The sequence below is a fragment of the Psychrobacter piscatorii genome (genome assembly GCF_043641605.1).
GTDB lineage: Bacteria > Pseudomonadota > Gammaproteobacteria > Pseudomonadales > Moraxellaceae > Psychrobacter > Psychrobacter piscatorii_C.
Genome location: NZ_JBHZRK010000016.1, coordinates 17,128 through 37,250 on the forward strand (window position 1 = coordinate 17,128; position 20,123 = coordinate 37,250).

At 45.3% G+C, this 20,123-nt stretch carries 21 protein-coding genes; 14 read left to right on the plus strand and 7 right to left on the minus strand.

The window, feature by feature from the left end:
- Positions 1-143 precede the first annotated feature (143 nt).
- From ACHUET_RS12845 to ACHUET_RS12910, 14 genes are all read left to right on the plus strand, one after another.
- Positions 144-935, plus strand: coding sequence for a putative hydro-lyase (locus tag ACHUET_RS12845; RefSeq protein WP_394213335.1), 792 nt, complete (start codon positions 144-146; stop codon positions 933-935).
- Positions 936-1,012: 77 nt separating this feature from the next.
- Positions 1,013-1,534, plus strand: coding sequence for an acetyl-CoA carboxylase biotin carboxyl carrier protein (accB, locus tag ACHUET_RS12850; protein WP_394213336.1), 522 nt, complete (start codon positions 1,013-1,015; stop codon positions 1,532-1,534).
- 48 nt (positions 1,535-1,582) lie between these two features.
- Positions 1,583-2,929 (plus strand): acetyl-CoA carboxylase biotin carboxylase subunit, encoded by a 1,347-nt coding sequence (gene accC / locus ACHUET_RS12855; RefSeq protein ID WP_394213337.1) that lies wholly within the window; start codon positions 1,583-1,585, stop codon positions 2,927-2,929.
- 70 nt (positions 2,930-2,999) lie between these two features.
- On the plus strand, positions 3,000-3,653 hold the full coding sequence (gene pxpB / locus ACHUET_RS12860; RefSeq protein WP_394213338.1) for a 5-oxoprolinase subunit PxpB: 654 nt from the start codon (positions 3,000-3,002) through the stop codon (positions 3,651-3,653).
- 39 nt (positions 3,654-3,692) lie between these two features.
- Positions 3,693-4,616, plus strand: coding sequence for a 5-oxoprolinase subunit C family protein (locus ACHUET_RS12865; RefSeq protein ID WP_394213340.1), 924 nt, complete (start codon positions 3,693-3,695; stop codon positions 4,614-4,616).
- A complete protein-coding gene (pxpA, locus tag ACHUET_RS12870; RefSeq protein ID WP_394213341.1) occupies positions 4,606-5,340 on the plus strand; it encodes a 5-oxoprolinase subunit PxpA in 735 nt (244 codons plus the stop codon). The genes ACHUET_RS12865 and pxpA overlap by 11 nt, the downstream gene beginning before the upstream one ends.
- 72 nt (positions 5,341-5,412) lie before the next feature.
- The gene (locus tag ACHUET_RS12875; RefSeq protein WP_394213342.1) at positions 5,413-6,600 is read left to right on the plus strand and encodes an NRAMP family divalent metal transporter; all 1,188 of its coding nucleotides are present in this window, start codon (positions 5,413-5,415) and stop codon (positions 6,598-6,600) included.
- A gap of 54 nt (positions 6,601-6,654) precedes the next feature.
- Positions 6,655-7,077, plus strand: a complete 423-nt coding sequence (locus ACHUET_RS12880; RefSeq protein WP_394213343.1) for an acetyl-CoA carboxylase biotin carboxyl carrier protein — start codon at positions 6,655-6,657, stop codon at positions 7,075-7,077.
- 194 nt (positions 7,078-7,271) lie between these two features.
- Complete coding sequence (locus ACHUET_RS12885) at positions 7,272-7,727, plus strand: DoxX family protein (RefSeq protein ID WP_371532260.1); 456 nt, start codon at positions 7,272-7,274, stop codon at positions 7,725-7,727.
- A gap of 120 nt (positions 7,728-7,847) precedes the next feature.
- Entirely contained in the window at positions 7,848-8,672 is an 825-nt protein-coding gene (locus tag ACHUET_RS12890) for a DODA-type extradiol aromatic ring-opening family dioxygenase (protein WP_394213345.1), read from the plus strand.
- A 178-nt stretch (positions 8,673-8,850) separates the two neighbouring features.
- Positions 8,851-9,978: a M14 family metallopeptidase gene (locus ACHUET_RS12895; protein ID WP_394213347.1), complete on the plus strand. Its 1,128-nt coding sequence runs from the start codon at positions 8,851-8,853 to the stop codon at positions 9,976-9,978.
- A gap of 355 nt (positions 9,979-10,333) precedes the next feature.
- Positions 10,334-11,188: an SDR family NAD(P)-dependent oxidoreductase gene (locus ACHUET_RS12900; RefSeq protein ID WP_394213349.1), complete on the plus strand. Its 855-nt coding sequence runs from the start codon at positions 10,334-10,336 to the stop codon at positions 11,186-11,188.
- 105 nt (positions 11,189-11,293) lie between these two features.
- Complete coding sequence (locus tag ACHUET_RS12905; protein ID WP_394213420.1) at positions 11,294-12,343, plus strand: zinc-binding alcohol dehydrogenase family protein; 1,050 nt, start codon at positions 11,294-11,296, stop codon at positions 12,341-12,343.
- 431 nt (positions 12,344-12,774) lie between these two features.
- A complete protein-coding gene (locus tag ACHUET_RS12910) occupies positions 12,775-13,092 on the plus strand; it encodes a hypothetical protein (RefSeq protein WP_394213350.1) in 318 nt (105 codons plus the stop codon).
- A gap of 48 nt (positions 13,093-13,140) precedes the next feature.
- On the opposite strand, the gene ACHUET_RS12915 is transcribed toward ACHUET_RS12910, so the two are convergent.
- The 7 genes from ACHUET_RS12915 to ACHUET_RS12945 form a co-directional block, all read right to left on the minus strand.
- Positions 13,141-14,190: a dipeptidase gene (locus ACHUET_RS12915; protein ID WP_394213352.1), complete on the minus strand. Its 1,050-nt coding sequence runs from the start codon at positions 14,188-14,190 to the stop codon at positions 13,141-13,143.
- Positions 14,191-14,192: 2 nt separating this feature from the next.
- Positions 14,193-15,374, minus strand: coding sequence for a pyrroloquinoline quinone biosynthesis protein PqqE (gene pqqE, locus ACHUET_RS12920; protein ID WP_394213354.1), 1,182 nt, complete (start codon positions 15,372-15,374; stop codon positions 14,193-14,195).
- Positions 15,371-15,667, minus strand: a complete 297-nt coding sequence (gene pqqD / locus ACHUET_RS12925) for a pyrroloquinoline quinone biosynthesis peptide chaperone PqqD (RefSeq protein ID WP_238038351.1) — start codon at positions 15,665-15,667, stop codon at positions 15,371-15,373. Before pqqD ends, pqqE begins: the two co-directional genes overlap by 4 nt.
- A complete protein-coding gene (gene pqqC, locus ACHUET_RS12930; RefSeq protein ID WP_394213422.1) occupies positions 15,664-16,422 on the minus strand; it encodes a pyrroloquinoline-quinone synthase PqqC in 759 nt (252 codons plus the stop codon). Before pqqC ends, pqqD begins: the two co-directional genes overlap by 4 nt.
- 42 nt (positions 16,423-16,464) lie before the next feature.
- Positions 16,465-17,376 carry a pyrroloquinoline quinone biosynthesis protein PqqB gene (gene pqqB, locus ACHUET_RS12935; protein WP_394213356.1) on the minus strand — a complete coding sequence of 304 codons (912 nt, stop codon included), beginning with the start codon at positions 17,374-17,376 and terminating at the stop codon, positions 16,465-16,467.
- A 79-nt stretch (positions 17,377-17,455) separates the two neighbouring features.
- Positions 17,456-17,530, minus strand: coding sequence for a pyrroloquinoline quinone precursor peptide PqqA (gene pqqA / locus ACHUET_RS12940; RefSeq protein WP_075107140.1), 75 nt, complete (start codon positions 17,528-17,530; stop codon positions 17,456-17,458).
- 135 nt (positions 17,531-17,665) lie between these two features.
- Positions 17,666-19,933 carry a TonB-dependent siderophore receptor gene (locus tag ACHUET_RS12945; protein ID WP_394213358.1) on the minus strand — a complete coding sequence of 756 codons (2,268 nt, stop codon included), beginning with the start codon at positions 19,931-19,933 and terminating at the stop codon, positions 17,666-17,668.
- Positions 19,934-20,123 lie beyond the last annotated feature (190 nt).

A 20,123-nucleotide genomic window follows, 5' to 3' on the forward strand; every position in this document is an offset into this window, starting at 1 on the left:
ACGCATGATTCAGCACGATATAAAGCGTGGTGTTTTTTGTAACAGTTTGAAGCCAAATCAATCACATCAATTTATATTTGTTAGGATGCTTTTATCAGACAATAGCTTACTATTCTTAGTATGACGCATAAAAAGGAACAACCATGCCAGACATAGGGAACTTGTCGCCACAAGACGTCAGGGCGCTGATCAGAAATAACAAAATAGACAAACCTACCTCTGGTATGTGCAAAGGTCATATACAAGCCAACTTGGTCATTGTGCCCAAAGATTTGGCTTACGACTTTTTGTTATTTGCACAAAGAAATCCCAAGCCTTGCCCTGTGTTAGACGTCACCGATATCGGTAGCGCAGAGCCGAAGCTAATGGCAAAAGGGGCCGATCTCAGAACTGATCTATCTAGATACCGAATATACCAGCATGGTGAGCTGGTCGATGAAGTATCTGATTTGACAAACTATTGGCGCGACGATTTGGTCTGCTTTCTTTTAGGCTGTAGCTTCTCTTTTGAGACGGCTATGTTGAGTGCCTCCATCCCCATAAGACACATCGAAGACAACCACAATGTACCGATGTACATCACTGATATAGAAACAGAGCCTGCTGGAAAATTTCACGGAAAAATGGTGGTCAGTATGAGACCGATACCTTATCCGTTAATCACAAAAGCCGTGCAAGCCACCTCACGTTTTCCGCAAGTGCATGGCGCACCCATTCATATCGGCGATCCCAGCCTAATCGGTATCAAAGACATCAGTTCTCCAGACTTTGGTGATCCATCAACCATAAAAGCAGGCGAAGTGCCTGTATTTTGGGCGTGCGGTGTCACGCCGCAGAGCATCGCCATGACCAGTCGTCCTGAGCTGATGATTACTCATGCACCGGGATATATGTTTATTTGCGATCCTAAGGATGAAGACTTAGCAGTCTTATAAATCATCATAATTGCTTTGATTTTGCGCCAGTTGTTTCAAGCCAACTTTTTATAAAAACTAAAGGAATAGTGTCCAATATGAATATCAATTTTGATGATTTAGAGAAGCTGATAAAAATCGCAGAAAACGCCGATATACAATCGTTAGAGGTGACCGACGGTGACGCACGCATCGCTATTGTGTGTCATTCTGCTGTGCAAAATACGAGCCAGTCTTCTACCAGTACTGTCAGCAGCGCAACCAATAAACAACAGGCCACGCTTGCATCTAGTGATAATAATAAATATGAAAATAATACCAGTGATAGGGCAAATGAGACTGAAGAGATAGCAAACACACCGCAAAAAAATGACATATCAGCGCCAATGTTGGGCACGTTCTATCGGCGTTCTGAGCCTGACGCCGATGAATTTGTCAGCATAGGCGATCAGGTCGAAGTCGGGCAGACGCTTTGCATCATTGAAGCAATGAAAATGATGCATGAGGTCAAAGCAGAGACGGCGTGTATCATCAAAGACATTCTGATTAAGGAAGGGGATATCGTCGAATATGGTCAGGCTTTGTTCGTCACTGAACCTGCCAGTCAGCCTAGAAACTAACCAGCAGTGGCTTAATAAACATCTGATTTCTCTTTTTTAGGAAAATATATGTTCTCCAAAATATTAATCGCTAACCGTGGCGAGATTGCATTACGTATCAGTCGGGCTTGCAAGCAGTTAGGTATTAGGTCAGTCATCGTATATTCAGAAGCAGATAAAGACTCCTTGCCAGTACGTTTGGCGGATGAAAAGATCTGTATTGGTCCTGCCAATGCCGCAAAAAGCTATCTAAACCAAAGAGCGATTGTCTCAGCGGCCAAAATGACACAGGCGGAAGCCATTCACCCCGGCTATGGGTTCTTATCAGAAAATGCAGACTTTGCGGCATTGGTGGAAGCATCAGGCATTCAGTTTATTGGTCCAACCGCTGAAAACATAAGCACCATGGGTGATAAGGTCGCCGCCAAGGCGCAAATGGTTGCGGCTGGCGTGCCTTGTGTGCCCGGTTCTGAGGGCGCGCTGCCAACAGACTCCGATGCGGTCATACAGATTGCCAATGATGTGGGTTATCCAGTCATTATCAAAGCCGCAAGCGGTGGCGGTGGTCGCGGTATGCGTGTTGTTGAAAAACAAGCCGATCTATTATCTGCCATCTCCTTGACCCAAACCGAAGCCAAAGCCAACTTTGGCAGCGCTGTGGTCTATCTCGAAAAATACTTACAACACCCGCGCCATATCGAAATACAAGTGCTGTCTGATACCCATGGTCATGCCATTTATCTGGGTGAGCGTGACTGCTCGATGCAGCGCCGCCATCAAAAGGTCATTGAAGAAGCACCTGCACCTGGGATTACTGACGAGCAGAGGCAGCAGATAGGCGAGGCTTGTGCCACGGCTTGCCAGCAGATGGGTTATAGAGGGGCAGGGACGTTTGAGTTTTTGTACGAAAATGGCGAATTTTTCTTTATTGAGATGAATACGCGTGTGCAAGTGGAGCATACCATCACTGAGATGGTGACGGGCGTTGATATCGTGCGTGAGCAAATACGCATTGCCGCAGGGCTGCCGCTAGCGTACCAGCAGCAAGACATCACCATCAGTGGTCATGCCTTTGAATGCCGCATCAATGCTGAAAACCCAAAGACCTTTTTACCAAATGCAGGACATATTAGCTATTGCCACCTGCCTGCAGGCTTTGGCGTCAGAGTGGAAAGTCATATCGAGTCCAACTACACCGTACCGCCTACTTATGACAGTTTGATTGCCAAAATATGTGTACAGGATGAGTCGCGCGCGCAAGCAATCACCAAGATGCAAGGGGTATTATCGGAAGCGCAGATCACGGGTATTGATACCAATATTGATCTGCATCAGCGTCTGTTTGCCGATAAAGGGTTCTGTGAGGGTCAAATGAGTATCCATTACTTAGAAAAATGGATCAAAGAAAATATATAAAACAGATATAAATGCCAAGTTATCAAGATAATAGCCAGAACACATAATAAAAACCATGGAGCGTACAAGGATGACCCTACAATGGCAAATCGGCAGTGAAACCAACCTTGTGTTGTTTTTTCCCAAGCCTATCAGCCTAGATCAACAGAAAAAGTGCTGGGCGCTGGCGGATATTATTGAAACCATGCCTGAGGTGTTAGAAGTCATTATCGGTATGAATACGCTTAGCGTGTTTAGTCACCCGCTAGCATGGGATGAGTTTAACGCGCTACAAAACAAACTGACCGCGCTGCTTGAGGAGATGCCTGAGAAAATCATCGACGGTAAGCATATCGAGATACCCGTACATTATGGCGGCAAATACGGTCCTGATTTAGCAGCAATGGCAGCGTCGCTTGAGATGCCTATTGACGCTGTGGTCGATCTGCACACCAGCGCTATTTACACCGTTTATTTTATTGGTTTTCAGCCCGGTTTTCCTTACCTTGGCGGTCTCTCTGAGTCGCTACATTTCCCAAGGCATACTACCCCAAGGACGCACGTGCCTGCAGGGTCGGTCGGTATTGGTGGCGAGCAAACAGGCATTTATCCTTTTGCCTCTCCAGGCGGTTGGCAGTTATTGGGTCAGACAGACACCGATTTATTTGACTTGACCAAAGATTCGCCAACGTTGCTGAGTGCAGGTGATACTTTGTGCTTTACCGCAATAGATATTCATGAATAAAACAAGACCCTGTAAAAAATGAGTCAATAGGTGGCAGCAATGAAGATTTTAACGACCAATGGTATGGCCAGTATTCAGGACCTAGGGCGTTTTGGTTATCGCAGTATGGGCGTGGGTAGAAGTGGCGCAATGGATCATTGGGCGCTGCAAGCAGGTAATGCTTTACTAAAAAATGAGCGTGACGAGCCGGCAATTGAGCTGGCGATGGGTGAGTTGACGCTGCAGTTTGAGGCAGATGTCAGCTTTTGTCTCACAGGCGCGCTTTATGAGGTATATTTGGATAACAAGCGTATACCCAGTTATTGGCGCATCAATGCAAAAGCGGGGCAAACCCTCAAGCTACTACGTTCGATAGAAGGCATGTATGCGTATCTTTGCGTGCATGGTGGGTTTGATATTGAGTCTATATTGCAATCGGGTAGTACCAATTTAAAAGCTGGTTTCGGCGGCTTTAACGGTAGGTACTTACAAGTGGATGATAGGTTAAAGGTAAAAGCACCGTCAAGCTTGCCCATCATCGGTGTGGCTCCTCTTGCACCAACCAATACCATCCGTGTGATTAAAAGTAGCGAGTATGATTGCTTTACACCATCTGCGCAGACGGCTTTTGTCTCCCAGCCGTGGCAGCTACAGACCAGCAGTAACCGTATGGGTTATCGCTTGGCGGGTGAGTTATCGCTTGAGTTAACAGAGCCCAACGAGATGAGTTCGCACGGTGTCGATATGGGTATGATTCAAGTGCCGCCGCAAGGTCAGCCAATTGTGCTAATGGCAGACGGGCAAACCACGGGCGGTTATCCTAAAATTGCTACCGTTATCGATGCCGATATCGGATTAATGGCACAAATAAGATTTGGTAAAACTTGTCAATTTACCCTCGTAGATAGCAGGCAGGCGCACCGTGCGCGCCACAACCGACAACATTATATCGATCAGATACAGGAGTATAGTTATGAACATTGATTTGAATGCAGACGTTGCCGAAGGCTGCGGACAAGACGATAAACTGCTTACCATTGTCAGCTCTGCCAATGTTTGCTGCGGGCTGCATGCTGGCTCTTATGCAGAGATGATAGCGACCTTGCAATTGGCCAAAAAAAACAACGTTAGAGTTGGAGCACACCCAGGGCTTGACGATAGAGAAAACTTTGGTCGCACCAATCAGTCTTTGGACGAGGAAGGCTATCGGGCATTGATGGCCTATCAGCTTGGTGCAACCAAAGCGCTGTGTGATCTGGTCGGTGTGTCATTAGATTATGTCAAACCGCATGGTGCTTTATACAACCAAGCGGCTGTTGATGAGTCGCTCGCTGATATTTTGGTCAGTGAGATCAAACGCTTTGATCCCAATTTAAAAGTCATGGGGCTGTCAGGGGGTCATCTGGTTGCTGCCGCCAAACGTCAGGGGATGGTGTCGATATCTGAGGTATTCGCGGACAGAAACTATGAAAAAGATGGCTCATTGGTCTCGCGCAGTAAAGACAACGCGCTTCTCACCGATACCCAAGCGGCTATTGACCATGTATTGCAGATGATTACCCAAGGGACGGTGACCAGTGTCTGCGGTGAGGTCGTGCCTGTTGAGGCAGAGAGTATCTGTCTGCATGGCGATGGCGCGCACGCCATTTTATTTGCTGAAGAGATCAAAGAACAATTAGAACGAAAGGGTATCACGATATCTGCATAATAATCATTTGATGGATAGCTGTGTGAACGTTAATGGCTCAAGTCAGTTGTTCTGTACAAAACAAGGATGTTTATGAGTACCTTAAAAAAGCACAATACCGCCATTTTGGGCGCGGCATTTTTGATGGCCACTTCAGCAGTCGGGCCGGGATTCTTAACCCAAACCGCTACTTTTACCGAAAGTTTAATGGCAAGCTTTGGCTTTGTTATTTTAATATCAATCATTATGGATATTGGCGTCCAGCTCAATGTCTGGCGCGTGGTAGCGGTATCCAAAAAACGCGCACAGGAAATCGCCAACTTGGTGTTTCCTGGAGTTGGTTATCTACTGGCATTTTTGATTATTGCAGGCGGGCTTGCCTTTAATATTGGTAATATCGGCGGTGCTGGCCTTGGCATGCAGTCGATGTTTAATATCTCGCCAATTACGGGCGCCCTGATTAGTGGTGTGATTGCCGTTGGGATATTTTTGGGCCGAGAGACAGGGCCTTTAATGGATAAGTTTGCTCAGCTCATGGGCTTTATCTTAATTGTCTTAATCATCTATGTGGTGTTCAAATCAGACCCACCTTTGGCAGAAGCGGCGACCAAAACCATCATGCCGGACAAAATAGATGCGGTAGCCATCGTGACCTTGGTCGGTGGTACGGTCGGCGGATATATCACTTTTTCTGGCGCACACCGCTTGCTAGAGGCGGGCGTGACAGGTGAGGAAAATCTAAGCTCAGTGACCAAAAGCTCAGTCACGGGCATTTTGGTCGCTTCAGTGATTCGGGTATTTTTATTCCTTGCTGTTCTGGGCGTGGTGTCACAAGGCCTAACTTTAGATCCGTCAAACCCTGCGATGTCGCCTTTTGAGCATATCTTAGGTAACGTGGGTAAAGTGATCTTTGGCATCGTCATTTGGGCGGCATCTGTGACCTCGGTCATTGGCGCGGCTTACACCTCAGTGTCATTTATGACCAATTTCCATCCCTTTATTGAAACCTATAAGCGCTATTTTATTATCGGTTTTATCGTCATCTCAACGCTTGTTTTTGCCACCATTGGTAAGCCCGCTCAAGTGCTGGTACTGGTCGGTACATTGAACGGCTTGGTCTTGCCTATTGCGATGGTGATTATTCTGATTGCCGCTTATCGAAAAAACATCGTTGGCAACTATAAGCATCCTATTTGGATTGCTGCCTTTGGCTGGCTGATCGCTATTGCGATGAGTGTGCTCAGTATCATGACCATTGCCAAATATCTTGGGCTAAGCTAAAAACTGGGCTGAGCTAAAAACAGTATCGAATAAAAAATATAATATAAGGAGGGTATGATGGATATCGAACAAGTCGAGCGAGTGGTGCAGCTTATTGAGCGCAGCCAATTACAGGAAATGACGATCGTAGAGGGTGGTCAGTCAATCAAAGTGGTTAATGCTATTTATTCGCAGCGCCATCGTCTACCATTTGAAGCAGACAACGGTGAGAACCTCGCTGAAAATGATAGCAATGAGTCTGCGCAGGTATGTGCCACGCATGTGGGTATCGTGCATTTAAGCGCTGACGCCGTGACGGATAATCTTGTTAAAAAAGGCGATCGTATTGAAAAAGGCCAAACCGTTTGCTTTATTGAAGAGCTGACGCGCCTGCTCCCTGTCGTGAGTGAGCATGACGGTATTGTTAGCGAGATAGTGGTTAAGGATGGGATCGGTGTAGAATATGGCCAACCTATTTTGGATGTAATAATACATTAATGAGTCATACGACGATGGTATTTTGTCTGTGTCTTTTCCACACTTATTAAGGTTTATATCCAATCAATTAACAACATTACGTTGATAATTATTCAATATAACTTGGCTTACTCTTCCGTAACGATGATAGTAAAGTATGTTTATACCAATATCTAAACACCTTATTTTACTACTACGTTATGGAGTACTCATCAATGCAATCCTCATTATTAAATAGAGTTTTAACATCGAAAGCTGGCGTTGCTGCCCTAATCCTTCGTGTGCCTGTGGGCCTGATTTTGATGGCACACGGTGCGCAGAAGCTATTTGGCTGGTTTGGTGGCAATGGGCTGGCAGGTACGGCTGGGTGGATGAGCAGTATGGGCATGGAACCTGGCTACCTGATGGCCATCTTAGCAGGCGGTGCTGAGTTCTTTGGTGGTCTTGCCTTAGTATTAGGATTGCTGACTCGACCTGCTGCATTGGTCGCCGCTTTTACGATGCTAGTCGCTATTTTCTCTGTCCATATCAGCAATGGCCTATTTGCCGCTGATGGTGGCTACGAATACGCATTGACCTTGATGGTGGCTTTGATTGCTTTAGCAGTACAAGGTGGCGGTGCTATAAGCATGGATAAGGCAATATCAGAAAAGCTAGGGCGTGTGTCATAGCTCCCTCTAATGGCTGTCAGTAACGCTAAAGAGGCGTCATCCTAATAACAGTAATGACTCACGTTGATAACGTCATATCAATTAATAACACCATTTCATAGAAGTGACGAGGAGCAAGTGATGAGCGTACACGCATCTAACGAGTCAGTTACTCAACCTGTGCTATTTATCCCGCATGGCGCGGGACCTTGCTTTTTTATGGATTGGCAACCTGCAGATATGTGGGATGGGATGGCGACTTTTTTAGCGAGCATTACGAATCGATTGCCTGAGCGACCAAAGGCTATCTTGATCATTAGCGGCCATTGGCAGACGGCTGAGTTTGGTATTACTGCTGGTGCAAAACCTGATCTGATTTACGATTACTATGGGTTTCCCAAGCATACCTATGATTTGACTTATCCAGCATCAGGTGCGCCAGTATTGTCTGAGCGAGTCAGTAAAATGCTAACTGAGGCAGGAATCCCAAATGAACAAGATGCGGCGCGTGGATTTGATCACGGTGTCTTTATACCGTTAAAGGTGATATTTCCTGAGGCAGATATTCCTGTAGTACAGATGTCACTACGCAATAATTTAGACCCAGAAGCGCATCTGGCAGCGGGTCGAGCCCTGCAATCATTACGTCAAGAAGGAGTGTTAATCATCGGAAGCGGTATGAGTTTTCATAATATGCGCGGCTATGGCGATGCAAACTTCACCGCACCGTCAGAGCGCTTTGACGGCTGGCTGACCAATACTGTTGCAGCGGATTGGGAGACGCGTTGGTCAGCACTGGCTAACTGGTCAAAAGCCCCTTATGCAATGGCCTCACATCCATTAGGCGCAGAGGAGCATTTGCTACCGCTGATGGTGGTAGCAGGTGCCGCAGGCAATGATAAGGGGGATAAAATTTACTCTGAGCAAGTGCTAAAAACGCAGCTATCTGCTTTCCAGTTTGGATAAAGTCCAAGTAGATAACGCCATTCAGCTGATCACTTGAAAAAGAGGGCGTGATGACCAATAAAATAATACGCTACTGTATTAGATTGGCCCATATCTAGCATAAAACAGACTATCATATGTCTTTATGCCTCAATTGAGCTTATCAAATCCACTCATCACAACTCATCAAGGAGCGATCATGCGTATCACTGCCAATTTTGACGCAGGTAATATTGACGTACTTAACCTAGAAGATAAAAACAATATTCAGCTCGCCATTCGTCCAGACGTTGGCGAAGAATTTTTCCAATGGTTCAACTTCCGTCTCTCTGGTGAGATTGGAGAAGAGTACGTTCTCAATATTATGAATGCAGGGGAGGCTTCCTATCTAGAAGGGTGGGAGGATTATCAAGCAGTCGCTTCCTACGATCGTCAGCATTGGTTCCGTCTACCGACCACTTATCAAGATGGCAAATTAACCATCGTGGCAGATCTGGCGTGCGAAACCATCCAAATTGCTTATTTTGCGCCTTATAGTTATGAGCGTCATCAAGATTTATTAGCCGCTGTACAGACACATCCGCTAGTGACATTAGAGCATTTAGGCGACACGCTAGATAAGCGCGACCTAACATTGGTCAAAATTGGTGATGGCGATACGACCAAACGCAACATTTGGATTACTGCGCGTCAGCATCCGGGTGAAACGATGGCCGAATGGCTGGTCGAAGGTTTGCTTTATAGCTTGTTAGATAGCGACAATGCCAATAGCAGGCTATTATTAGATAAAGCCAACTTTTATATTGTGCCCAATATGAATCCTGATGGCAGTGTACGCGGGCATCTACGCACCAACGCCGCCGGTACGAATCTAAACCGTGAATGGGCAAGTCCAAGCTTGGACAAAAGCCCTGAAGTGTTTTATGTGATTAAGAAGATGGAAGAGACGGGCGTTGATTTGTTTTATGATGTGCATGGTGATGAAGCACTACCTTATGCATTCCTTGCTGGCTCTCAAGGCACGCCGAGTTATAATGAGCGCCTCGCACATCTACGTGATCGGTTCTCAGACGTATTGAAATTAGCCAGTGCTGACTTTCAGACCGAGGTCGGCTATGAGATTGATGCGCCAGGCGCGGCGAATATGACGCTCGCGACCAACTGGGTGGCTGAACGTTTTGATTGTCTTGCCAATACGCTAGAGATGCCATTTAAAGACAACGATAATCTGCCTGATGCAGAAATGGGCTGGTCACCAGAGCGTTCTATTCAGTTAGGGGAAGCATCGCTTATTGCTATGCTAGCCGTCGTTGATGATTTACGTTAATTGATACTGACTGAGGATTTGGACAGACAACTCATAAAAGATATTTAAACTGTTAGGCATTATTTAAACGCTAGTAAGTACTCACTTACTGGCGTTTTTTTGTTTGTTATACCTTTATATGTATAGGTTCCATGAAATAGACAGATGCCATTGTCTGTCTTTAGGATTCTCATCTAGTAAATGACCGTATTAAGCGCCCGCGACTTTTAAAATAATATTGAAAAATGATCAATAGTAGCTGTATGAAGTACAACACTTTCATAACAATGGATACCATGACGACGGATAAAATGTAGCGTGTACCTAATAATATAACCATAAGTTAAATAATCAAATAATAAGGATGGTTGCAATCATGAGTAAAACTAAAACAATTTTAATTACCGGTAGCACGGATGGTATTGGCAAATTGGCGGCTTTAAAACTGGCAGAAGCGGGTCATCAGGTGTACCTGCATGGCCGCGATGCTGACAAACTTGCTAGTGTCATCGCTGAAGTAAAAGCCGTGGTAACAGGCGATGCCATAGATCATATTGATGGGTTTGTCGCGGATTTCTCCGACCTAACGGCTGTGCTCAAGATGGCGGCAGAAATCAATGACACACTGCCAAAGCTTGATGTCCTCATAAACAATGCAGGCATTTATACCACGGCGTCAGCGATGACTAAAGATGGTTTGGACGTGCGCTTCGTGGTCAATTACCTTGCGCCTTATGAATTGACCAATGCGCTACTACCATTACTCAAGCAATCTAATAAAGCGCGTATTGTGAATCTGAGCTCAGCTGCCCAAACGCCAATAACATATAAGGCATTTGTAGGACAAGAGCGTCTCGATGACAAAGCTGCCTATGCGCAAAGTAAGTTGGCACTCACGATGTGGAGCATGGATTTAGCTGACACAGTTGCTAGCCATGATATTAACGTGATAGCTGTCAATCCGGGATCATTGTTGAACACCAAGATGGTTGACGAAGCGTATGGTCATCACTGGTCATCAGCAGATAAAGGCGCAAATATCCTAACGGCATTGGCTGTCTCGGATGAGTTCGCAGATGACACAGGTAAATACTTTGATAACGATATCAAAGATGGTGCACATGGCGATGCTAGGGGCGAATTTGGCCAGCCGTATGCCGACGCGTTAGACAAAGAAGCCATTGCAGAGCTGGAACGTCAGACACAGCAGGTGTTACAGTCGTTGTATTAAAAGTATATGACCACCTTTTAAGCGCTATGTATTTCAGTACGGTTCGCGCGAGGACTCTACTCAATTTATTTATTATTAGGAATAAAAACAATGAAAAATCAGACAATAAAAGCCATTGGTTACCAAGACAATCTAGCCATTAATAACGAACAAGCACTACAGGACATTACCCTTAATAAGCCAACTGCATCAGGCCATGACATTTTAGTAGAGGTCAAAGCCATATCCGTCAACCCAGTGGATTATAAGATCCGTCAATCGCGTCCTGCACCAGAGGGTGAGTACGCAGTGATTGGTTGGGATGCAGCTGGCATTGTGACAGCGGTTGGCGACGAGGTCAGTCTATTCTCAGTCGGGGATAAGGTTTATTACGCAGGGGATCTAACCCGTTCGGGGAGCAACGCTGAGTATCAACTGGTTGATGAGCGCATCGTTGGGCGTATGCCAGCATCGCTGTCATTTGCTGAGGCAGCGGCATTACCACTCACCACGATCACGGCTTGGGAGATGTTGTTTGAGCGCCTGCAAGTGCCCGTTACTAATAATTCGGCAGATAAAAACGGTAGTGATGAGCGTGCTAATGACGTCTCAATATTAGTTATTGGTGCAGCGGGCGGCGTTGGTTCTATCTTAACGCAGTTATTAAAAACACGGACCTCTGCCACAGTCATCGGTACGGCATCACGAGATGAGAGCGTACAGTGGTTAAAGGATTTAGGCGCAGATCATGTGATTAATCATCGTAACCCATTGTTTGATGAGCTAGAGAAGACAGGTATCACTGAGGTAGATTACGCCATCAGTCTCAATAACACCGATGAGCATTATGAAGAAATCATCAAATGCTTGAAGCCACAAGGTAAATTGGGACTTATCGATGATCCTGAATCATTAGACGCCAAGCTTCTTAAAACTAAATGTCTGAGCCTACATTGGGAGTTTATGTTTACGCGCTCTATGTTCCATACACAAGATATGATTGAGCAGCATCGTTTATTGACGGACGTTGCCAATATGATTGATGCAGGCGAGATCAAAACCACCGTTGCCTATCATCTTGGCACTATCACGGCTGAAAATGTACGTAGTGCACATCAAATGCTAGAAAACCAGCAAGCACATGGCAAGATTGTATTGGACGGTTGGCCTGCGTAGGATTTAGAGTTTTAGAAAGGATGACTTTAAAACTAAAATAGAAAACCACCCTAGCTTGAATGGCTAGGGTGGTTTTTTTGGGTTTGCGTGGTTATATAATTAGTCGTACTTCAATATCTAATAGTAATTCCGTCACGCAGGGTAACCAAAAGCGCTATTCCACTGATGAAATTGAAGAGATGGGTGTTGAATATGAAAAAATAGACTCAGGGACTAAAAAAGACATGCATAGAAAACAAACTGAAATGATTAAAAAGTCTGAGCTAAATAAGATCCATCAATAATCAAAGGAATAGTTATGAAATTATGGATGAGCGCAGATATAATGGAAAAGATTACTTACTTGAAGCAATTAAAGGCTCTCGAGGTTATCATTCTGACTTTCAATAATTAATATAAATGCTTGAAAATTATTCAGATGAGTAAATAATATGTTGGAAAATTTCGTAAGAAACATGATTGAATCAGGTAGGTTTCAAGATTTATTAGATCTCTTAAGAGAAGAGTCTACACATACAACTGATAGTTGTAACAATGTGCCCAAAAGTAAAGAAGAGGTAGAGTTGTATGTATTTTCAATTAAGCACATAGAGTTTTTAAGAAAGAATAAAAGTTTTTTCCACCAACCTATAATGAAAGATGAAGCTAACTCTTCATTTTTAAACCATTTTGAACTCTGGTTGAAGAATGGTGCTAAAGGTCTGGAAGAGAGTGAAGTTACTAGTTACCTACTTAGCAAACCATTTTAGTTAAAAAACAATTTAGATGAAGCTTACGGTATTCAAAGATATAAACTATTACTGCCATATCTCACCCAGCACCCTAAACCAATTTTTTGACGTGATTTTTTCAATCAGCGTATCAGAGAAGTGACGTTGTTGCATTCGTTCAATTAGCTTGGAGATTTGACTGATATCAGACAACTCATCAGGTAATAAGCACCCATCAAAATCAGAGCCAAAGCCAACCTGATCTTCGCCCAGATGGTCAATCAGATAATCAAGATGATCGACAATCACATCAAGTGAGGTCTGCGTATCTCGCTGCCCATCCGCACGCAAAAAGGCCACATCGAAGTTCACCCCAACCAGACCACCGCTTTGTTTGATGCCAGCCAGCTGCTGATCAGTTAGGTTTCTTGCTTGCGCGCATAAGACGTGCGCATTGGAGTGAGTGGCGACAATCGGCTGATCGGCAATCTCTAGCGTATCCCAAAACGCGCGCTCATTCATATGCGACACATCAATCAGCATATGCTTGTCACGGCACGCCAAAATAAGGTCTTTGCCTTCGCGGGTTAGACCAGAGCCTGTATTTGGAGAGTGCGGAAAGGACGCATTTAAGCCATCACCGAACAGACTTTTTCTATTCCATAGTGGGCCAATACTTCTGAGTCCTGCTTCATAAAACACATCCAGTAACTCAGGTTCAATGGCCAAAAACTCAGCGCCTTCAAGATGCAAAACGATAGCCAATTGCTGGTTCTGCTGACAGGATTTTATTTGTGCAACAGACGTACAGATCTGAATCTGACCGTTTGATCGATCTTGTAATTGCTGCGCAAATTCTAATTGCGCGCAGCAAATATCAACGATTTCTTGCGCAGTGAAGTCTGAGTTTGACGGGTTGGATAACTTATCAGGATGGTTGTTTTTCACATAAGCGTAGGGTGGTAAAAAAATAGAAAACAAGCCGCCCATCCATCCTGCTTGTCGACAACGAGCTAGATCCAAATGCCCCGGTAGGGTGCCATAAATAAAATCATGCACGGGATCGTCAGCCGAGCTTAGCCATAGGCGGGTTAACAGATCATTATGACCATCAAAAATGATAGGCTGGTTATTCATTATTAATCCGTGACCGTACGCGTGGGAATCAGTTGCTCTTGACTCGTTTGTGTTTCATTGGCTTTTTTGCCACTTAGCCGTTTAGAATTTTTAGGATTCCTAAAGCGCAGCTCTTCAAACGGAGTTGGCGTCTCGCTATTAACACGTGCTTCCTCGATCAGGTAGTGATATGGCGATTTGCCGCACACAGGATCGGCATTTTTGGCATCGCCCGTCAGCATAAAGGCTTGGCAACGGCAGCCGCCATAATCACGTTCTTTATCGGGGCAACTTTGGCACATGTCAGGCATCCATTCATCACCGCGAAAGTGATTGAAGCTATCTGAGTCATACCAGATGTCTTTTAATGGCGTCTGCCTGACATTGGGAAACGCTAGGGGCAGCTGTCTGGCAGCATGACACGGTAGGGCAGTGCCGTCAGGCGCGACGGTCAAGAAAATCTTACCCCAGCCATCCATACACGGTTTTGGTCGCTCTTCGTAGTAATCAGGTACGACAAAAATCAATTTGCATTTGATACCACGTGCTTCGATTTTTTGGCGATATTCGTTGGTAATGCGTTCGGCTCTGACCACTTGTTCTTTGGTCGGTAGTAGGCCTTCGATATTTTCAAATGCCCAGCCATAAAACTGACAGATAGCCAACTCTACTGTATCGGCTTCTAGCTCTAAGCAGAGATCAATAATCTGGTCGATCTGATCGATGTTTTGCCGATGAATCACAAAGTTAAGTACCATCGGATAGTCGTACTGCTTGACCAGACGTGACATTTCATACTTTTGCTCAAAGGCGTGTTTTGAACCTGCTAAGAGGTTATTTACTGTCGGATCACTGGCTTGGAAGCTGATTTGGATATGCTGCAATCCTGCATCTTTTAAACTGGCAATGCGTGCTTCAGTAAGTCCCATACCTGAAGTGATAAGGTTGGTATAAAAACCTTTCTGATGCGCATAAGCGACCAGTTCTTCTAGGTCTTGACGCACCAGCGGCTCACCACCAGAAAAGCCCAACTGCACCGCGCCCATTTGCCGCGCTTGATCAAACACATCAAACCACTCCTCTGTCGTCAGCTCTTCTTTGTACTGAGCATAATCAATGGGGTTGGAGCAATACGGGCATTGTAAGGGGCAGCGATAGGTCAACTCAGCGAGTAACCATAGCGGCAGTCCGACGGGTGCAGTCATACTAAGTCAATCCAATGTTCACGCTGGGCGACCAGCATATATTCAATGATGTCTTGCTCGATTTCAGGCACATCGCCAAACATGGCTTTCACTTTTTGAATAATATCAGCAACCGATGCGGTGCCATCAATATGTTGTCCAATGATACTGGCACTGTCGTTAAGGGTGATCATCCCCTCAGGGTAGAGCAGGACATAAGCATCTTGCGCTGGCTCAAACTGGAAGCGATAGCCATGACGCCATGTGGGAACCAGCGATTGATCCAGCTCAGGTAAACTAGCAGGGATACTCATTTGAACAATCCTTTATGCCAGACATTGTCTGTGGTGACGCTTTGATAAGGCGCTTGGTCATGCACATAGGCGAGGCTCAAGGCATCCAAAATCGTCCACAAAATATCGAGTTTAAATTGTAATATCTCAAGCATGCGTTCTTGCTGCTCGGCCGTTTTGAACGAGTCAAGGGTAATGGTCAGGCCATGCTCAACATCGCGGCGAGCTTGGCTAAGGCGCGAGCGAAAATAGGTATAGCCTTCTTCTTTGATCCAAGGGTAATGCTTGGGCCAAGACTCTAGACGCGACTGATGAATCTGCGGCGCAAACAGCTCAGTCAATGAGCTACTTGCCGCCTCACGCCATGACGTACGGCGGGCAAAGTTCACATAAGCATCAACAGCAAAACGCACACCGGGCAATACCAATTCTTCCGAAATCACCTGCTCATGCGTCAGGCCAACTGCTTCTGCCAGACCAAGCCACGCTTCGCGCCCGCCGCCATCAGGATAAACGCCGTCTTGGTCAATCATGCGCTGGATCCACTCTTGACGAACGCGCTGGTCGGGGCAGTTTGCCATGATTGCCGCGTCTTTTAGCGGGATATTTATTTGGTAATAAAAGCGGTTGGCGACCCACGCTTGGATTTGCTGCTGCGTCGCGCGCCCTTCGTGCATCATGATATGAAAAGGATGGTGGATATGATAATACTGACCTTTTGCCATAATCGCTTGTTCAAACGCTTCTGGGCTGAGTGCTGCGGTTTGTTCTTGCATCATTTTTACCTTGCGATTGCTGTCTTTATCTTACCGTTTGTCTTAAAGCTCTATCTGCATACCATCAAAGGCCACTTCAACACCGTGCTGTTTTAATGTCGCCGCTTGTTCAGATTGCTCGTTCAATATCGGGTTGGTATTATTGATATGAATGAGCACCTTACGAGCGTTATCGAGCTGATCTAAATAATGCAGAGAGCCATCGTCACCACTGATATGCAAATGCCCCATGTCTTGGCCCGTTTTAGTGCCAACGCCGCGTTCTTGCATCTCGTTGTCTGTCCATAGCGTGCCGTCAATCATCACGCAATCAGACGCTTTCATGATTTGCATGACTTCATCGTCAATTTTGCCCAAGCCTGGCGCATAGAACAGCTGCTTTTGTGTTTTTAAATCTTTGACAATCAGCGCGATATTATCGCCATCATGAGGATCATTGCGATGTGGCGAATACGGCGGTGCTGAACTTCTAATCACCAAAGGCGTCAGTTCTAAATTGCTGTAGCCGTTAATTTGAAAGCTTTGTTTTGGGTCGATTTGATTGTATTGTAGGCCGCCGTTCCAATGCTTTAACATGTTAAACAGCGGAAAACCTGTGCTGAGGTCGTCATGTACCATGTTCGTACACCAAACAGAGATGGGGCAGCCTTCACGTAAGGTTAATAGGCCTGTGGTATGATCAAGCTGACTGTCCATCAACACCACATCGGTGATGCCTGTGTCTCTTAGATGACGGGCTGGTTGAGCTGCTTTAAAGTCAAATAGCTGCTGGCGAATATCCGGTGAAGCGTTAAACAAAATCCAATCGGTGCCATTTTCTGATATGGCAATCGAAGACTGGGTACGGGTCTTTGCTTCAATGGTGCCTTGGCGTACGCCATGGCAGTTTTCGCAGTTACAGTTCCACTGCGGGAAACCGCCGCCCGCTGCTGAGCCTAAAACGTGAATATACATAGATCAATATTTCCAAATTGCTAAAAAAGTAAAAGCCCTAATCATCTAGGGCTTTTAATGTATTCAGGTCTATGAGTTTTTAGCGTGCTTCAAAATACATGGTGATTTCGAAACCGATACGAATGTCTTGAAAAGCTGGTTTAGTCCACTGCATGGGATTACTCCAAAAAGTTATTATGGGATCATCGTTGAGATGAATGAAAGTAGTTATCAATGGTATTATAAGCCGACCCTGAATGTCAATTTGTTAGATGTTAACTTTCAATCTCAACACGCCCTAATATTTAGACTAAAAGCGATAAGTCACTCTACCGACTACATTTAAAGGCTCGCCATACGTTAATCCAAAGAAGTTTTCGCCAGCAAGATACTTTTGGTTGAATAAATTGTTGACGTTAAGCTGTGCTTCTAGGTTGTCATTGATGGCATATTTGGCCATGATGCTAGCAAGCGTCACATCATCTTGGCCATACTTTTCAGATTGACTAGTCACAGGGTTGGTAACAATACCATAGTATCCATTTGACCAATCGATACCGCCACCAACTGTCAAATTAGGAACGATATCGTTCATATCATAAGTGGCAAACAGATTGAGCGTGGTATCGGCGTAGCCTGTGTTAACGGGTTTACCATCTCGACCCTCAGCATTAAAATGCGTATAGCCAATAGCGGCCTTTAGCTTGTCGCTAAGCTGACCAGTAACTTCGACTTCAACGCCTTGACTTACAGCATCTACACCAAAGTAGGCTCTCTCAAGACCGGCACCTGGTATTGTTTGACCACTATCTTGAGCAAGATCATTTTGCTCGATTCTAAAAATACTGACTTGGCTTTGTAGTGCGCCATTATCTGACTCACTTTTTAGACCAATCTCGTAGTTTTTTCCTTCGACAGGATCGAGATAAGTACCGTTGATATCACGCTCTGACTGAGGTTTAAAAATAGTACTATAGCTGCTATAGATACTATGATTATTATTAATATCATAGGTAATGCCCGCATAAGGCGCCCAAATATGCTCGGATTCAGTATTCATTTTAGTTCCATACTGAAAACCCGAGCGCTCATATTCAGACACACGCGATCCTAAAATCACTGACAAGGGATCCGTTAGCTTAAGCTGAGTGGCGGCAAAGATCGCCTTTTCCTTAGTCGTGACATCAGAGCTTTGGGTTTTGGCGCCCCATGCTGGCTCAGCATAGCTGCCATCCCAGTTATCGAAGTCAGATATTGGTAAAAGTCCATCAGGCGGCGCTGTATAGGTAAAGGTATCAAGATCGCTTTTATTGTAAGAGCCACCGACGATGACTTGATGCGTTCTGCCTAGTGCATCAAAATTACCCGTCAGCTCGGTTTTTACATTGATTTGCTTGCGTTCAGTATCGGCATGGAATGGATTTAAGTTATAAATCAGTCCAGCGTCAGGATCAAAGCTCCTGGCATACATGTAAAGGAGTTTTGGGCTGCTGTCGCTCTCGTTGTAACTGGCATTGGTGGTTAGGTTCCAGTCTTCATTAAAATCATGATCGATGTCAGCGAAGTAGTAAACATTGTCAGAGTCCCAGTTTGACCAGTCAGCACTACCGTTTTTACTGGTGTCCCACTCAGCTTTTGAGCCATCACTCAAATAACTTGGCAAACCGCCCCACATGGTCGATTTTGATTTATTGTGCTGACGGCTTGCGCCCACACTGACGGTAGTGTTGTCACTCACATCAGCATCCACTGTGGCATAGATTAGGTTTTGCCCCAGTTCTTGGCGATCGATAAAGGTGTCGCCATCTTGATAGCTTGCCACGACTCGGCCACGTACCGCGCCATCTTTGGTCAATGACTGACTGCGATCGACGCTCACGCCGTAGTTGCCATAACGATCAACGTTGGCAGAGAGTTCGGTGGCGGGCACTGTGCTATCGGCACGTTTGCGAATGAGATTGACGTTGGCAGAAGGGTCGCCTGAGCCACTCATCAAGCCTGTCGCACCACGTACGATTTCAACATGATCAAACATAGCAGTATTGGCAGAATATTCACCCATCGCCGCTTGCTGAACAAAATCTGTATTTAAGCCATCAATCTGAAAACCAGTAATGCCAAACCCTCTCGCTGAGAACCCACTGCGAGCGCCATCGATACTGCCCACTTGAATACCAGGTGCGCGTTTGAGCACCTCTGTTAGATTGGTTGAGTTTTGATCTTTGAGTTGCTGATTGCTCACTACACTGGTGGCCTGCGGAGTTTCTTTTGCAGAAAGTGCCAGTCCAGTGGCGCTACTGGCGGTAGGAATAGTATAGCGGTCGGTATTTTCAGTAATCTGTGCGTCTATATCTGCCGTGACCACGATAGTCTCTAGCGTGGTACTGGGTTCGGCTTTTTTGTCAGCATCATTGATGGCGATACTATCACCAGTTGCGGATCGGTCGGTGGTTTCAGCATGAATGATAGATGAGCTGACTGCCAATGAAGCAATGGCTGACAGATGCATCGTTTGTTTGATGAACCAACTCAAGGAGCTGGGTTTATGTCGCTTGGTGCCTTTTGTAATGATAAACATCAGATGGTATCTCGATAAAAGTATTGGGTTAGTTGGCTTAACATTCTCTTGATGTAGCATTGAATGAATAATCAATATACGGTTTTGTCAGTGACAGGCTGTTTAATGGGCTTAACATGTCACGATCAATTGCGTACATGATAATGATAATGAGAATTATTAGCAATAAAATATAGAGATATTTTTGACA

What these genes read in the sequence shown, in the direction of transcription:
- ACHUET_RS12845 (WP_394213335.1), top strand. Translation starts at nt 144, where the DNA reads ATGCCAGACATAGGGAACTTGTCGCCACAAGACGTCAGGGCGCTGATC.
- accB (WP_394213336.1), top strand. Translation starts at nt 1,013, where the DNA reads ATGAATATCAATTTTGATGATTTAGAGAAGCTGATAAAAATCGCAGAA.
- accC (WP_394213337.1), top strand. Translation starts at nt 1,583, where the DNA reads ATGTTCTCCAAAATATTAATCGCTAACCGTGGCGAGATTGCATTACGT.
- pxpB (WP_394213338.1), top strand. Translation starts at nt 3,000, where the DNA reads ATGACCCTACAATGGCAAATCGGCAGTGAAACCAACCTTGTGTTGTTT.
- ACHUET_RS12865 (WP_394213340.1), top strand. Translation starts at nt 3,693, where the DNA reads ATGAAGATTTTAACGACCAATGGTATGGCCAGTATTCAGGACCTAGGG.
- pxpA (WP_394213341.1), top strand. Translation starts at nt 4,606, where the DNA reads ATGAACATTGATTTGAATGCAGACGTTGCCGAAGGCTGCGGACAAGAC.
- ACHUET_RS12875 (WP_394213342.1), top strand. Translation starts at nt 5,413, where the DNA reads ATGAGTACCTTAAAAAAGCACAATACCGCCATTTTGGGCGCGGCATTT.
- ACHUET_RS12880 (WP_394213343.1), top strand. Translation starts at nt 6,655, where the DNA reads ATGATGGATATCGAACAAGTCGAGCGAGTGGTGCAGCTTATTGAGCGC.
- ACHUET_RS12885 (WP_371532260.1), top strand. Translation starts at nt 7,272, where the DNA reads ATGCAATCCTCATTATTAAATAGAGTTTTAACATCGAAAGCTGGCGTT.
- ACHUET_RS12890 (WP_394213345.1), top strand. Translation starts at nt 7,848, where the DNA reads ATGAGCGTACACGCATCTAACGAGTCAGTTACTCAACCTGTGCTATTT.
- ACHUET_RS12895 (WP_394213347.1), top strand. Translation starts at nt 8,851, where the DNA reads ATGCGTATCACTGCCAATTTTGACGCAGGTAATATTGACGTACTTAAC.
- ACHUET_RS12900 (WP_394213349.1), top strand. Translation starts at nt 10,334, where the DNA reads ATGAGTAAAACTAAAACAATTTTAATTACCGGTAGCACGGATGGTATT.
- ACHUET_RS12910 (WP_394213350.1), top strand. Translation starts at nt 12,775, where the DNA reads ATGTTGGAAAATTTCGTAAGAAACATGATTGAATCAGGTAGGTTTCAA.
- ACHUET_RS12915 (WP_394213352.1), bottom strand. Translation starts at nt 14,190, where the DNA reads ATGAATAACCAGCCTATCATTTTTGATGGTCATAATGATCTGTTAACC.
- pqqE (WP_394213354.1), bottom strand. Translation starts at nt 15,374, where the DNA reads ATGACTGCACCCGTCGGACTGCCGCTATGGTTACTCGCTGAGTTGACC.
- pqqD (WP_238038351.1), bottom strand. Translation starts at nt 15,667, where the DNA reads ATGAGTATCCCTGCTAGTTTACCTGAGCTGGATCAATCGCTGGTTCCC.
- pqqC (WP_394213422.1), bottom strand. Translation starts at nt 16,422, where the DNA reads ATGCAAGAACAAACCGCAGCACTCAGCCCAGAAGCGTTTGAACAAGCG.
- pqqB (WP_394213356.1), bottom strand. Translation starts at nt 17,376, where the DNA reads ATGTATATTCACGTTTTAGGCTCAGCAGCGGGCGGCGGTTTCCCGCAG.
- ACHUET_RS12945 (WP_394213358.1), bottom strand. Translation starts at nt 19,933, where the DNA reads ATGTTTATCATTACAAAAGGCACCAAGCGACATAAACCCAGCTCCTTG.